Origin of the sequence: Acidihalobacter aeolianus, assembly GCF_001753165.1 — a bacterium.
Taxonomy (GTDB): domain Bacteria; phylum Pseudomonadota; class Gammaproteobacteria; order DSM-5130; family Acidihalobacteraceae; genus Acidihalobacter; species Acidihalobacter aeolianus.
Genome location: NZ_CP017448.1, coordinates 1,823,130 through 1,837,191, shown reverse-complemented (window position 1 = coordinate 1,837,191; position 14,062 = coordinate 1,823,130). Strand labels below are relative to the sequence as shown.

The window sequence follows — 14,062 nt, the reverse complement described above, 5'->3', positions numbered from 1 at the left end:
TACATATGCGATCAGGAATCGGCAACGTGAAGGTACAGTCACAACGTTTCGTTAGTCGCCTGACCCGAGATACATTGGCATTGGTCCTGGCTGGTGGTCGTGGATCCCGCCTCAAGGACTTGACAGCCTGGCGAGCGAAGCCCGCGGTACCCTTTGGCGGGAAATTTCGCATCATCGATTTTCCTCTAGCAAACTGCATCAATTCGGGGATTCGCCGAATTTCGGTTTTGACGCAATACAAAGCTCATTCTTTGATTCAGCATGTGCAGAAGGGTTGGGGATTTTTACGCGGCGAGTTCAACGAATTCGTCGAAATATGGCCAGCGCAGCAACGCGTCGATACGTCCTGGTATGCGGGTACGGCCGATGCCGTTTATCAAAATCTGGACATCATCAGAGAGCACGATCCGGAATACATATTGATCCTAGCCGGAGATCACATCTATAAGATGGATTACGGCGAGATGATTGCTTATCACGTAGATAGCAATGCGGATATGACCGTTGCGTGTCTAGAGGTTGACTTGGAGGCCGCTAAATCATTCGGCGTAATGGCATGCGACCAGACAGGCCAGGTGTATGAATTTCAGGAAAAGCCAGCGCGCCCATCGCCGATGCCAGAGAAATCGGATATAGCTTTGGCTTCGATGGGCGTTTACGTTTTCAATGCCTCATTCCTTTATGAGCAGTTGGTTCGCGATGCTGATATGTCCAAATCGAATCATGACTTCGGTCAGGACATTATTCCTCATATCATTGGACGCTACAGAGTCATGGCATTCCCATATCGGGATACGCAAACCGATACGCAGGCTTACTGGCGCGATGTCGGGACTGTCGACGCTTATTGGGCGGCCAATCTGGAACTCATTGGTGTAACTCCGGAGCTTAATCTGTACGACCAAGATTGGCCTATTTGGACATATCAAGAACAGCTGCCACCCGCGAAATTCGTTTTTGATGATGACGATAGACGTGGGATGGCTGTCGATTCCATGGTGTCCGGCGGTTGCATTATTTCCGGTGCGTTGATCAAGCACTCGTTGCTTTTCTCCAACGTGGAAGTCGACTCATATACTGTGATCGAAGACTCTGTAGTTTTGCCAGACGCACATGTAGGGAAAAACTGCCATATAAAGCGTGCCATCCTAGACAAGGGGTGTCAGATTCCCGATGGGATGGTGATCGGTCAAAATCTCGAAGACGACGCCAGACGTTTTCATGTTTCTCCCGGCGGAGTCGTTCTAGTCACTTCCGATATGCTGGGAGCGCCGCGCCGCCGTGCCAGATAACATCAAACCTGTACAACTGGTGCTGTGTTGGCACATGCATCAGCCTGAATACCGGGATTTGAATTCAGGTCAGTACCAGCTACCCTGGACATATCTTCATGCGCTAAAAGACTATACCGATATGGCAGCGCACTTGGAGATGGAACCAGAAGCTAGAGCCGTGGTGAATTTCGCACCGGTACTCCTCGAGCAGATAGAGGATTATTCAGCACAAATCGAGGCGTGGCTCCAACATGGTGAATCGATACGGGATCCACTACTCGGCGCACTCGCCACGGAAAGCATGCCTCAAACTAGTTCGCAAAGACTATGGCTAGCGCAATCGTGTCTCAAGGCGAACAGAACACGGATGGTTGATCCTTGGCCGGTCTATAAGGGCTTGGTCGACATGCTGACTCGTCTTCAGGACCAAAATCAGGCGATCGATTATGTGTCGGATCAATTCTTGAGCGATCTTCTCGTTTGGTACCACCTGAGTTGGATGGGTGAGACCATTCGGCGAGGAGATATGCGCATCAAACACCTGCTGGATAAGGGTACTCATTTTTCATTCGATGACAGAAATCTGCTTATTGAGGTAATTGGAGAAAATCTTTCCCGAGTATTGGAACGTTACAAAATTCTTGCACGTCAAGGCCGTATTGAGCTGTCAATGACACCGTACGGTCATCCAATCATGCCTTTGCTGGTGGATCTGAATTCAGCTCGAGAGGCATGGCCTGAAGTTGTCTTGCCAACGAGGTCCACAGCCTACCCCGATGGCAAAACTCGGGTGATCTGGCATCTCGAGAAGGGTATATCCACCTTTGAGCGGGTCTTCGAAATGCGCCCAAATGGTTGTTGGCCTTCCGAGGGCAGTATTAGTGGGCCTGTACTGGACTTGTTGGGTGAGAACGGGTTCCGTTGGACCGCTAGTGGTGAAACCGTTTTGGCGAATAGCTTGAAGTCGTCGGGTAGTGATCTGGCGGATAGAAAGGAATGGCTTTATCAGCACTATGGTTATGGCAAAACACCCATTCGATGTTTTTTCCGTGACGACAAGATATCAGATGCCATTGGGTTCACTTATTCCACTTGGCATGGAGATGATGCGGCGGCAAATTTCGTGCATGAGCTGGAATCACTGGCTGAACTTGCAGAAGAAAATGCCGCACCTATAACTGTTTCCGTCATATTGGACGGTGAGAATGCTTGGGAGTACTACCCAGCAAATGGGTATTATTTCCTCTCGAAACTCTACAGAGTTTTGAGCAGCCACCCCAAAATTCAGATGACGACGTTCTCGGACATTCTTGATATGGCGAGTACCAATAGGCCTGATGGGGCTGCATCTCAGGTACCTGCAAAATCGAGTGAGACGAAAAGGAAAGATCGTCGAGCATCGCCAGTACTTAAAAACGTGGTTTCTGGAAGCTGGGTTTATGGCACCTTTTCTACATGGATCGGTGATCGAGACAAGAACCGCGGCTGGGATATGCTTATCGAGGCCAAGCAGGCCTATGACGATGCGATAAGTCGTAAGGGCCTAAGCAGTAGCGAAAGTGATCGTGCCACCCATCAGTTAGCTATTTGCGAAGGTTCAGATTGGTGCTGGTGGTTTGGGGATTACAATCCGAGTGGATCAGTGAGTGATTTTGACCGTCTGTACCGCATGCACCTGGGTGAATTGTACCGTCACCTGGGAGTTCAACCACCGGAGTACCTTGAGCGCGCATTTACCTATGGAGGGGGGGATCCTGCTACAGGTGGAACCATGCGTCGAGGACAGGAACTGACGTGAGGGACAAGGCTGCTTTGCAGCAATCCAAATCCGTATTGGACAGGCGTACGGCTGGCATTTTGTTGCATCCAACCTCTCTGCCTGGGCCGTACAGTACCGGTATTTTCGGAGAAGACGCTTATCGGTTTGTAGATTTGTTGTCTGCAGCAGGTATTGGCGTTTGGCAACTCCTTCCACTTAACGAACCACATGGTGAGGGTTCGCCCTATCAATGTCAGTCGGCACATGCGGGTGATACACGACTGATCGACCCAGCCTGGGTTGCCGAAGAGTATGGTGTGGAGTTGGATCCATTCGATATGGACCAACTTCTTGATCTCGCACTATCCAAAATTCACGTATCCCCAGGGCGAGAGGAAGAGTTCCATGCTTTTTTAAGCCAGCATGCCTACTGGCTGGACGACTATGCGCTGTATCGGACTCTGAGATTGCTATATCAGAATCGTCCATGGTGGGAATGGCCGGATGAATACCGCGATCGTCACAAGGATGCGCTAGAAGAACTGCAGGAGAAGCAATACATAGAGATAAACCGATGCCGGTTTTCTCAGTTTGTTTTTTTCTGCCAGTGGAAGAATTTGCGAGATTATGCGAATCGAAATGGCGTCAGCCTATTTGGCGATATGCCGATATTTGTTGCACATGACAGTGCGGATGTATGGGTTAATCGCGAATTATTCGATCTTGATGAGCGTGGATTCGCGCGTTCAAGGTCGGGGGTGCCGCCCGATTATTTTTCTGCCACGGGACAGCTATGGGGAAACCCTCTCTACCGTTGGGATAAAATGCTTGAAGACGACTTCGCTTGGTGGCTCAGGCGTTTTGAGACTCAATTAGAGTTATACGACTTTATACGCGTTGACCACTTCAGAGGTTTTGTCGCTTGTTGGTCCGTGCCGATGGGCGAAGACACCGCAATGAATGGGCATTGGGTCGATGTGCCAGGTCGGGAGTTGTTCGAAAAGCTATTCGCTCATTTTGGTTACATACCCATCGTTGCTGAAGACCTTGGCGTGATCACTCCTGATGTCGAGACCTTGCGTGACGATTTCGATTTGCCAGGCATGCGTATATTGCAATTTGCATTTGATAGTGATGCAGACAATCCCTATTTGCCGCATAACTTTATTCAGAACTGCGTGGTATATACAGGGACTCACGATAATGACACTACACTGGGCTGGTTCGAAGGGCGCACTTTAGACGCCCGTAAGCGGATACTCGATTATCTGGGGAATCCTGGCGAACCAATGCCCGCTGCTTTGATTCGAACTGCCATGGCATCAGTTGCCAGTTTGGCTGTCGTGCCCATGCAGGACCTGCTCGGATTGGGGAGTGAGCATAGGATGAATACCCCTGGGACCAGTGCTGAAGTAAATTGGCGATGGCGTTTTACCTGGGAAATGTGCGCTGAGACTTTAGTCGAGGATCTCAGATCTCTGTGCGAGACTTACGGCCGATTACGCAAAGCGGCACTATAAATTACCAGGGATTATCCAATACCTGAGTGTCGACAAACCTTAGTCCAGTTGCGGTTGCGTCCTGGCATCTCATCCTCCAGCATACAGTCCGGCCGGTTGCCCATGGCACCGGTGCATATATTCATTTGAATTATCCGGATGGTGCTCATGCAAGAAAATACGAAATGGCAGAACCGTGACCTAGCCGTGCTGTGGCATCCGTGCACGCAGATGAAGGATCATGAGGCCTATCCTCCAATTCCGATACGACGAGGTGAGGGGGTATGGCTGGAAGATTTCGACGGACGACGTTATATCGATGCGGTGAGTTCCTGGTGGGTGAATATATTCGGTCATGCGAATCCTCGTATCAACGCGGCTGTTAAACAACAGTTGGATACCCTGGAACATGTCATTTTGGCTGGTTTCTCGCATGAGCCAGCGGTAACCCTGGCAGAGCGGTTGGTTGAAATAACGCCACCGGGACTTTCTCGATGCTTCTATGCGGACAACGGATCTGCCGCAGTGGAAGTGTCTCTCAAAATGAGCTTCCACTACTGGCTTAACCGAGGTCAGCATAAAAAAACCCGCTTTATCTGCCTGTCCAATAGCTATCACGGAGAAACGCTGGGGGCTTTATCGGTCGGCGATGTCGCGCTTTACAAAGAGACCTATGCGCCGTTGCTCATGGAATCCATCGTCGTGCCGGGGCCTGATTGTTACGCGCGCGAACAGGGGGAAAGTTGTGCCGACGTGGCCAGAAGGCAGTTCGCACATATGGAGCGGGCGCTTGGACAGCACGCAGATGAAGTCTGTGCGGTTATTGTCGAGCCGTTGATCCAGTGTGCGGGCAACATGCGAATGTATGACCCGGAGTATCTGAGACTGCTGCGAGATGCCTGTAATCGCTTCGGTGTGCATCTTATCGCTGACGAAATCGCCGTTGGCTTCGGACGTACCGGCACGCTCTTCGCTTGCGAACAGGCAGCTGTCACGCCTGACTTTATGTGCTTGTCGAAAGGTCTGACTGCCGGGTATCTGCCCTTGGCAGCGGTCCTGACCACGGATGAGATATACCGGGCTTTTTATGACGACTATGAGCGGATGACGGCATTTCTGCATTCGCATTCATATACCGGCAATCCGCTGGCCTGCAGTGCGGCGCTCGCAACGCTGGATATCTTTGCAACTGACAATGTGGTCCATCGCAACCGAGATTTGTCAGCTCGAATGTACGATGCTGTAGCAGAGCTTGCAGATCATCCGCACGTGGCTGAGATTCGCCAGACAGGGATGGTTTTGGCCGTAGAAATGGTTGCTGATAAACCTAGCCGTACCCCTTACCCGTGGCAGGAAAGGCGGGGATTGCGTGTCTATCACCACGCATTGAGCAAAGGTGCCCTACTGCGGCCTTTAGGCAATGTTGTGTACTTCATGCCGCCATATGTGATCACACCAGAGCAGATCGATACGCTGGGTAGCATTGCAATCGAAGGGATTGAACTGGCGACGCACGAATAACGAGGTCCATATGCAAGAGATTGGCGTTTTATTCGTCTGCATGGGCAATATCTGTCGTTCACCCGCGGCTCAAGGGGTGTTCGAGGCTTTATGGCGACAGTCAGCATCGGGTATCCCGGTGCGAGTGGATTCGGCGGGAACTCATGCCTACCACGTTGGCGAGCCTCCTGATGCAAGAATGCAGGCTGCCGCAGCGCGACGAGGCTATGATCTGTCTGCGCAGCGGGCGAGGCGCTTCGAACCGGCCGATACGACACGTTTCGATTACATCCTAGCTATGGATCAGTCGAACCTTGATGCGTTGCGTCAGCGTGTCGGAAATCCGGGATCAGTGGCTTCCATGAACTTGCTGATGAGTTTCGCCCCGGAAAGAGGCGTAATCGAAGTTCCGGACCCTTATTACGGCGGGTCAGAAGGTTTCGAACACGTGCTGGATCTTGTCGAAGAGGCTTGTGCCGGATTGATCGAGGAGATCGGCAAAAGAGCCACATCCACCTGAGGACTCGATCGATTCCGTAGCCTCAGCCGACCCCGGGGAGGGGCCGGCTGGGCAGAGTACTAACCTTCAGCTGTCTTGCCAGGGGCCTCAGACGGAGGCGCAGCCGGCGATTGCGGTGCGCTTTCTCGCGCTGGGGCCTCAGCAGGCGACGCTGCGGTCGATGGGCGTGGTTCGGCTGAAGCTTGGTTATCCGTTTTAGCTTTCGGCGGCTCATGCCCGTCCGCATGGACGGGATTGGCCGCAGATTGCGCGCGCGTGGTTTCTACCTGAGCTTGGTGTGCTGCTGCCGGAGCGGAAGCCGCTTCTTGGCGTGAACTCGCGTCGGTAGACATCGGTGCCTGTGCTAAGTGCTTTCCGGGCGCTTCACTGGGTTCGCTAACCAGCTGAGTTCGAACCGGGGTTTCAGCGGCGGATGGCTGAGCGCTGGCTGGTACGGCATTCACCTTTCTTTCAGTGGTCGCTTCGGTAGGTTCCGCAGTGTGCGCGGTCGAGCGGATTGCCTGCTCTGTCGCCGGAGCGGGTTGTTGCTTCGGTTCCCCGGTTTGGATGGCGTCGCCATCCTCGGTTCGGATATTTTCTGCCGAACCCGTTGCCCGTTTTTGCCCGCCACGTCTGCGACGTCGGCGCGGTCCATTCGTGTTTGCGTTATCGTCGCTGGCCGCGTTTTCCGCATTATCTGTAGTTGCCTGTTCGCCGGAGGCGGGCAACTCGGACGGTGCCGCAGCAGTTGATTCTTGTGTCGGCTCGGCAGTACTGCTGTCTGTCGACAAATCGTCGCGCTCGACGGCTTCACGATTACGCGCCCGACGTCGGTTGGAGCGTCGGCGGCTCGAACGTGAACGCGGTGCAGTATCACCGTCTTCCGAGGCGTTGCGATTTTCGTCGCTTGCTCGGGTTTTGCGGGCCTCGCCGCTGGCTTGTTTCCTGGGGGCTTCCGCTTCAGCAGGCTTGCTGCGATTCTCTGCCTGTGGTTTGTGTCGGTTTTCCGTGCGTGCCCCGTCTTCCGCTGTGCGCTCGCGCTGGGGTTTGCCACGCCGACGCCCGCCATCCTGCTTGCGGTCTGAATCGCTGGTTGAATGCGTTGTTGGTGCGATACGCGCCTGTGGACGAACCCGCGGTGCTTGTGGCGCAGCGGAAGCGGATTCTGTCGCTTGTTCAGGCATTGGGGCGAACAGACTGTGCCAGATGCGAGTGATCAGGCCGGGCTTGCTTTCGGTTTCATTCGCTGGGGTATATACGGTTTCTGACATCGCCGCCGGTGGCATGGCGGGGACGGGTGGTGAAACCATGGATACCGCAGGAGCCTGCGGCGCAGGATGTTGGGCTTTTGCATGCGGAAGTGCGGGGTCTGCCGGTACTTCCACCAGTTTGTAGCTCAACGAAGCGGCGGGTGAGGAGGTATCATCCTTGGTGCGGCCATCGTCTCGTACCCGCTCCAGCTCGAAATGCGGCGTTTCCAGCGCAGGTGTCGGTATGACGATCACGCTGACTCCGTGCCGTTGTTCGATATCACCAATGGTTGCGCGCTTTTCGTTGAGGAGGAAAGTGCCCACTTCAACGGGAACCTTGGTGACGATCTGCGCGGTTTTGTCCTTGATGGCCTCTTCTTCGATCAGACGGATCACCGCAAGGGCCAGCGATTCGACATCGCGAATCGTGCCATGGCCACTGCAGCGGGGGCAGACGATGTTGCTCGACTCGCCCAGTGAGGGACGCAGCCTCTGGCGCGACATCTCGAGCAGGCCAAAACGTGATATCCGGCCAACCTGCACGCGTGCCCGATCCAGCTTGAGGGCGTCGCGCAGGCGGTTTTCGACCTCGCGCTGATGCTTGCTTGGAGCCATATCGATGAAATCGATCACGACGAGACCGCCCAGATCGCGCAGGCGCAGCTGACGTGCGATTTCGTCGGCTGCCTCGAGATTGGTGTTCAGTGCGGTTTCCTCGATGTCCCCGCCCTTGGTCGCACGGGCCGAGTTGACGTCAATCGAGATCAGGGCTTCGGTGTGATCGACCACGATCGCGCCGCCCGAAGGGAGACGAACCTCTCGCTCGAAGGCGCTCTCGATCTGATGTTCGATCTGGTAGCGGTTGAACAGCGGAACGCGATCCTCGTACAACTTGAGCTTACGTGCGCTTTGCGGCATGACCTGGCGTACGAAGTCGAGCGCCTGCTCGTAGACCTTGGCGTCGTCGATGATGACTTCGGAAATGTCATTGCGGAAGTGATCGCGCAGCGCCCGGATGATGACGTTGCTTTCCTGATAGATAAGGCAGGGGGGCTTGCGTTCGGCTGCCGCAGTGCGAATGGCTTCCCAGAGGACCAACAGGTAGTCGAGGTCCCATTGCAGTTCTTCGGCGGTGCGGCCGACGCCGGCGGTGCGCGCGATCAGCCCCATGCCTTCGGGCGCTTCCAGTTGACTCATGGCGTCACGCAGTTCGCTACGGTCGTCGCCTTCGATGCGACGCGAAACGCCGCCTGCGCGCGGGTTGTTGGGCATCAGGACGAGGTAGCGTCCGGCCAGGCTGATAAAGGTGGTCAGTGCGGCGCCCTTGGTGCCTCGTTCTTCCTTTTCGACCTGGACGAGTACCGTCTGTCCTTCGCGCAGGGCTTCCTTGATCGTGGGCCGGGCAGCCGGATCGCGCACGCTTTCGGCATAGAATTCGCGCGCAACTTCCTTGAATGGCAGGAAGCCGTGGCGTTCGCTGCCGAAATTGACGAAGGCAGCTTCGAGGCTGGGTTCAACCCGGGTGATGACGCCCGTGTAGACGTTGGCTTTCTTCTGTTCTCTGGAGGGGACTTCGATGTCGAGATCGTATAGCCGTTGGCCATCGACCATGGCCACGCGCAGCTCCTCCGGCTGGGTGGCATTGATCAGAATGCGTTTCATGGATTGAGGTGTCTCTTCTGGTGAGCCCGCATTCGGCCGGCCGCCAGGGCTGGCCCATTCGATGGGATGCGTCGAGCAGGCTGCCGAGATACAGGCTCAGCCAGTCGCGAAGCAAACGATGCATCAGGGCCGCCCAGTCGGCGCGGCGCGGGGCTCTGGGTTTTGTCATGCCGTAGTGGCGCCTTGCATGGTGTATTGACGAAGGCCGGTTGACGTGCGGATTCGCGGCGAACGATGCGGCGTCGCCGTGGAACTGCTGCGTACTTTGGCCATCCATGAACAAGGGCAAACGGTACCTTAAAAAGTCGGGGCACATCCGCTGGGAGGGTGTGATCCCTGGAGATCGTGATCCGGCTACACCCGATCACGGGAAATCACTGCTTGTATAGGGGCCGGTTGTGTTGCATATATGACGGCCCCCCCCGCAAATATAGCAAGCTTGCGTGAGCGCATCAAAGTCAATTGTATGTTGATATCATACATTTATGAAAACGAACGTACCTGAGTTCGCGGAATCGCGCGTCCGGCACCTGCCGGTCGGCCAGGAGTACGCTGGTCAGCGCCTCGACAACTTCCTGTTGCGCGAGCTCAAAGGCGTATCGCGCAGTCTCGTGTATCGCATCGTCAGGCGAGGCGAGGTCCGCATCAATGGGGGCCGCGCCAAGCCCGCGCAACGACTTGCCGCCGGGGATACGATTCGGGTGCCGCCGATCGAACGGTTGGTCCAGGGCGGTGACCCGGAATCGCTCCCCCCCGCGCTGCTCGAGCGCGTGGAGGATGCGGTGGTGCATGAGGACGCGGATCTGCTGGTCCTCGACAAACCTCCGGGGCTGGCCGTGCACGGGGGCACCGGTTTGCGCTATGGACTGATCGAAGCGGTGCGCGCGGCGCGGCCGCATGCCCCTTTTCTGGAACTGGTGCACCGTCTCGATCGCGAAACCAGCGGTTTGCTGCTGATTGCCCGCTCGCGCGACGCCTTGACGCGTCTGCACGATCTGTGGCGAACCGGTAAGGTTGAGAAGCGCTATCTCACATTGCTGCACGGGCGCTGGCAGGGAGAGGGCCGCCAGATAGACCTGCCGTTATCGCGCGAGGCCGGACGTGGGCGAATGCGCAACGTGTCGGTGGACGAGGACGGCGATCGCGCGCGCAGCCGTTTCAAGCCGCTGCGGCGATTGCCGGCGCATACGCTCATGGAGGTCGCGATAGACACCGGCCGTACGCACCAGATCCGCGTGCATGCCGCACATCTCGGGCATCCCGTGGCCGGCGATGCGCGCTACGGGGATTTCGCCGCTGACCGGATACTGCGCGGGGTGGGGTTGAAACGGCAGTTTCTGCACGCGGCCGAACTGAAATTCCAGATGGCAGGCAGCGGGCGTCGCTACCACTTCAAAAGCGAACTGCCCGAAGACCTGCGCACCGTCCTCGAAAGGTTGGAAAAGACATGACGCGCAGATTCTCGCTCCTGGTCTTCGACTGGGACGGCACCCTGATGGATTCGGAGGCACGCATCGTGGCCTGCATGCAGGAAGCGATGCGCGCACTCGATCTGGATCCGATAGGCGCCGGATCGATACGCCGGATCATCGGCCTGGGAATCGGAGAGGCGGTGCGAGCCCTGTATCCGCAGGCCGATGCGGGTTTCATCTCGCACTTTGCCGACGCCTACCGGGTGGCTTTCATGGAAGCGTCTTCGGTTCCTCAGGCCCTGTTTCCTGGTGTGGAGTATGTGCTGGGCGAACTTGATGGCGCCGGTTACCTGCTCGCGGTCGCCACCGGCAAGGGGCGTTCTGGTCTGGATCGCAGTTTGCACGAGAGCGGTCTTGGCGCACGCTTTCACGCCACGCGCTGTGCCGACGAGAGTCGTTCCAAGCCGCATCCCGCGATGCTGGAGGAGTTGATGGAGCGATGCGGGGTTTCGCCGCGCGAGACCTTGATGATCGGCGACACCACCTTCGATCTCGACATGGCGCGTAATGCCGGTGCGTCAGCGGTCGGCGTCAGCTATGGCGTACACCCGGTCGAGCACCTTCTGGGCTGTGAACCGCTCACGATATTGCATGCGATCACCGACCTGCCGGTGTGGCTGGGCAGCGATGCGGGCGGCCGAGCTTCCGCTACGCAGGGGCGCGCGGAAAGCCGCTAGCAGTCAGGCTGAGGAAGTTGATTTTCGCTCCTGGGCTTATGGCGGCACGGATACCCCGGCGGCGCGCAGCATCTCGCACAGCCTGATCAATGGCAGGCCGACCAAAGCGCTAGGGTCGTCGCCGCGCATGTGACGCAGCAGGGCGATCCCGAGACCTTCCGACTGGATGCTGCCGGCGCAGTCGTAGGGTTGTTCGGCCAGGAGGTAGCGTTCGATCTCGGCATCGTCGAGCGTGCGGAATTCCACCTCGTAGGTCACCACGTCGAGCCATGTCGCTTGCGTCGCGGCGTCGAGCAGACAGAGTCCGGTCAGTACTTCGACGCGCTGGCCCGAGGCGGCCTTGAGCTGTTCGCGCGCCGCGGCGTGGGTTCCGGGCTTGCCGATGATCCTGTCGCCCTGAACCACGCATTGATCGGAACCGATGATCAGTGCCTCTGAGAAGCGGGTGCTCAGTGCGGCGGCCTTGGCCTGCGACAGCCTTTCGACCATCGCACGCGGCGACTCGGCCGCTGCCGGGGTTTCGTCGACGTCGGGAGAGGCAGCCGTGAACGGCAGACGCAGCCGCTCCAGCAGTGCGCGCCGATAACGGGAAGAGGAGGCGAGGACGAGTTGTCGCGTCATGCTGAGATTTCGATCAGGGTTTCGTCGGGATTGACGCTGTCGCCCTTGGCGACGTGAATGGCGCTGACCGTGCCGCCGACGGCCGCCTGAATCTCGGTTTCCATCTTCATGGCCTCGATTACCAGTACGGGGTCGCCGGCCTTGACGGTTTGTCCCTGGGTGACCAGCACGTCGATCACCGTGCCCGGCATCGTGGTCGAGACCTGGCCTGGGCGGGTCGCCCTCGGGCGGCGGCTGCCTCCCGTACGCGGCTTGGGAGCGGCGCCGGCAGTGTCGCTGTCCAGAACGATTTCGTCCAACACCTCGAGCATGATTTCCTCGGGAATGCCGTCCACGGTGACATAGAAAGGGCGGATGGCATCGCGGCGGTGGCCGCTGCCGGTAACCTTGATGTGGTAGGTCTCGCCATGCAGCGTGGCATTGAATTCCAGCGGCGCGGTTTGGGCGGATGCCTCGCCCACCGATTTGGCGATCGGCAGCAGGGGCTCCGGCTGCAGCGCGTTTTCCGCGCGTTGGCGCAGGAACTCAGCTCCGATTTCGGGGAACATGGCCACCGTGAGGACGTCTTCCTCGCTGCTCGCGAACTCGCCCGCCTCCTGGCGCAGGCGATCCATTTCCACCGGTAGCAGATCGGCGGGGCGCTGGGTGATGGTTTCCTGGTTGCCGATCGCCTGCCTGCGCACCACCGGGTTGACCCGGCCGGGCGCGCGGCCGTAGCGCCCCTGGAAATACATCTTTACCTCGTTGGTGATGGTCTTGTAGCGCTTGCCGGTGAGAACGTTGAGTACCGCCTGGGTACCCACGATCTGTGAGCTTGGCGTGACCAGCGGGGGATAGCCGAGGTCCTCGCGCACGCGGGGGATCTCGGCCAGGACCTCGGCGAAACGGTCGATGGCGCCCTGTTCGCGCAGCTGGTTGACCAGATTCGAGATCATGCCGCCCGGAAGCTGGCTGGTGAGCACGCGGGTGTCGACACCGGTGTATTCGCTTTCGAACTGGTGGTACTTCTTGCGTATCTCGTGGAAATAGAGCCCGATGTCCTGCAGCAGGGCGAGGTCGAGCCCGGTGTCGAAGGGTGTGCCCGCCAATGCGGCGACCATGGCCTCGGTCGGTGCATGACTGGTGCCGCCAGCGAAAGCGGAGATGGCTGTGTCGATGTGACGGCACCCGTTCTCGATCGCCTTCAGATGACACATTTCCGCCTGGCCCGAGGTGGCATGGGTGTGCAGGTGCACGGGGACACTGACGGCCGCCGTCAGTGCGGCGAATAGCTCGGCGGTCCGAAACGGCGTGAGCAGCCCGGCCATGTCCTTGACCGCGATGCTGTCGCAGCCCATCGCCTGGAGTTGCTTGGCCTGGCGCACGAACTGATCGACGGTGTGTACCGGGCTCCGGGTGTAGGAAATCGTGCCCTGAGCGTGCTTGCCGGCATGTTTGACGGCCTCGATCGAAATCTGCAGGTTGCGTAGATCGTTGAGCGCGTCGAACACCCGGAACACATCGATGCCGTTGCCTGCGGCGCTGGCCACGAAGGCGCGTACCACATCATCCGAATAATGGCGGTAGCCCAGCAGGTTCTGTCCGCGCAGCAGCATCTGCAGGCGCGTGTTCGGGAGCGCATCGCGTAGCAGCCGCAGGCGTTCCCAGGGATCTTCCTTGAGGTAGCGCAGGCAGGCATCGAAAGTGGCCCCGCCCCATACCTCGAGCGACCAGAATCCGGCTTTGTCGAGGCGTTCGCAGGCCGGGAGCATGTCCTGGGTGCGCATACGTGTGGCGATCAGGCTTTGATGCCCGTCGCGCAGCACGGTTTCGGTGATGTGTACCTGCGTCATGAGCCTTCCTGTGCCCG

At 57.6% G+C, this 14,062-nt stretch carries 10 protein-coding genes; 7 read left to right on the top strand and 3 right to left on the bottom strand.

Annotation, left to right across the window (positions count from 1 at the left end; translation table 11 throughout):
- Positions 1 to 26: 26 nt before the first annotated feature.
- From glgC to BJI67_RS08405, 5 genes are all read left to right on the top strand, one after another.
- Complete coding sequence (gene glgC / locus BJI67_RS08425; RefSeq protein WP_156782083.1) at positions 27 to 1,292, top strand: glucose-1-phosphate adenylyltransferase; 1,266 nt, start codon at positions 27 to 29, stop codon at positions 1,290 to 1,292.
- Complete coding sequence (locus tag BJI67_RS08420) at positions 1,282 to 3,072, top strand: glycoside hydrolase family 57 protein (RefSeq protein WP_331712255.1); 1,791 nt, start codon at positions 1,282 to 1,284, stop codon at positions 3,070 to 3,072. Before glgC ends, BJI67_RS08420 begins: the two co-directional genes overlap by 11 nt.
- The gene (gene malQ / locus BJI67_RS08415; RefSeq protein WP_231940822.1) at positions 3,069 to 4,553 is read left to right on the top strand and encodes a 4-alpha-glucanotransferase; all 1,485 of its coding nucleotides are present in this window, start codon (positions 3,069 to 3,071) and stop codon (positions 4,551 to 4,553) included. Before BJI67_RS08420 ends, malQ begins: the two co-directional genes overlap by 4 nt.
- 147 nt (positions 4,554 to 4,700) lie before the next feature.
- Positions 4,701 to 6,053, top strand: coding sequence for an adenosylmethionine--8-amino-7-oxononanoate transaminase (locus BJI67_RS08410; protein ID WP_070074053.1), 1,353 nt, complete (start codon positions 4,701 to 4,703; stop codon positions 6,051 to 6,053).
- 10 nt (positions 6,054 to 6,063) lie between these two features.
- Positions 6,064 to 6,552, top strand: coding sequence for a low molecular weight protein-tyrosine-phosphatase (locus BJI67_RS08405; protein WP_070072649.1), 489 nt, complete (start codon positions 6,064 to 6,066; stop codon positions 6,550 to 6,552).
- A gap of 59 nt (positions 6,553 to 6,611) precedes the next feature.
- Here the strand turns inward: BJI67_RS08405 and rne are convergent, their stop codons facing one another.
- Complete coding sequence (rne, locus tag BJI67_RS08400) at positions 6,612 to 9,443, bottom strand: ribonuclease E (protein WP_070072648.1); 2,832 nt, start codon at positions 9,441 to 9,443, stop codon at positions 6,612 to 6,614.
- A 485-nt stretch (positions 9,444 to 9,928) separates the two neighbouring features.
- Between rne and BJI67_RS08395 the strand changes: the two genes are divergently transcribed.
- Together BJI67_RS08395 and BJI67_RS08390 are read left to right on the top strand one after the other, a co-directional pair.
- A complete protein-coding gene (locus tag BJI67_RS08395) occupies positions 9,929 to 10,894 on the top strand; it encodes an RluA family pseudouridine synthase (protein ID WP_070072647.1) in 966 nt (321 codons plus the stop codon).
- Positions 10,891 to 11,592, top strand: coding sequence for an HAD-IA family hydrolase (locus tag BJI67_RS08390; protein WP_070072646.1), 702 nt, complete (start codon positions 10,891 to 10,893; stop codon positions 11,590 to 11,592). The genes BJI67_RS08395 and BJI67_RS08390 overlap by 4 nt, the downstream gene beginning before the upstream one ends.
- Positions 11,593 to 11,628: 36 nt before the next feature.
- Here the strand turns inward: BJI67_RS08390 and BJI67_RS08385 are convergent, their stop codons facing one another.
- Positions 11,629 to 12,213, bottom strand: coding sequence for a Maf family protein (locus BJI67_RS08385; RefSeq protein ID WP_070072645.1), 585 nt, complete (start codon positions 12,211 to 12,213; stop codon positions 11,629 to 11,631).
- Positions 12,210 to 14,045 carry a sodium-extruding oxaloacetate decarboxylase subunit alpha gene (gene oadA / locus BJI67_RS08380; protein WP_070072644.1) on the bottom strand — a complete coding sequence of 612 codons (1,836 nt, stop codon included), beginning with the start codon at positions 14,043 to 14,045 and terminating at the stop codon, positions 12,210 to 12,212. Before oadA ends, BJI67_RS08385 begins: the two co-directional genes overlap by 4 nt.
- Positions 14,046 to 14,062: the final 17 nt, after the last annotated feature.

What these genes read in the sequence shown, in the direction of transcription:
- BJI67_RS08410 (WP_070074053.1), top strand. Translation starts at nt 4,701, where the DNA reads ATGCAAGAAAATACGAAATGGCAGAACCGTGACCTAGCCGTGCTGTGG.
- BJI67_RS08405 (WP_070072649.1), top strand. Translation starts at nt 6,064, where the DNA reads ATGCAAGAGATTGGCGTTTTATTCGTCTGCATGGGCAATATCTGTCGT.
- rne (WP_070072648.1), bottom strand. Translation starts at nt 9,443, where the DNA reads ATGAAACGCATTCTGATCAATGCCACCCAGCCGGAGGAGCTGCGCGTG.
- BJI67_RS08395 (WP_070072647.1), top strand. Translation starts at nt 9,929, where the DNA reads ATGAAAACGAACGTACCTGAGTTCGCGGAATCGCGCGTCCGGCACCTG.
- BJI67_RS08390 (WP_070072646.1), top strand. Translation starts at nt 10,891, where the DNA reads ATGACGCGCAGATTCTCGCTCCTGGTCTTCGACTGGGACGGCACCCTG.
- BJI67_RS08385 (WP_070072645.1), bottom strand. Translation starts at nt 12,213, where the DNA reads ATGACGCGACAACTCGTCCTCGCCTCCTCTTCCCGTTATCGGCGCGCA.
- oadA (WP_070072644.1), bottom strand. Translation starts at nt 14,045, where the DNA reads ATGACGCAGGTACACATCACCGAAACCGTGCTGCGCGACGGGCATCAA.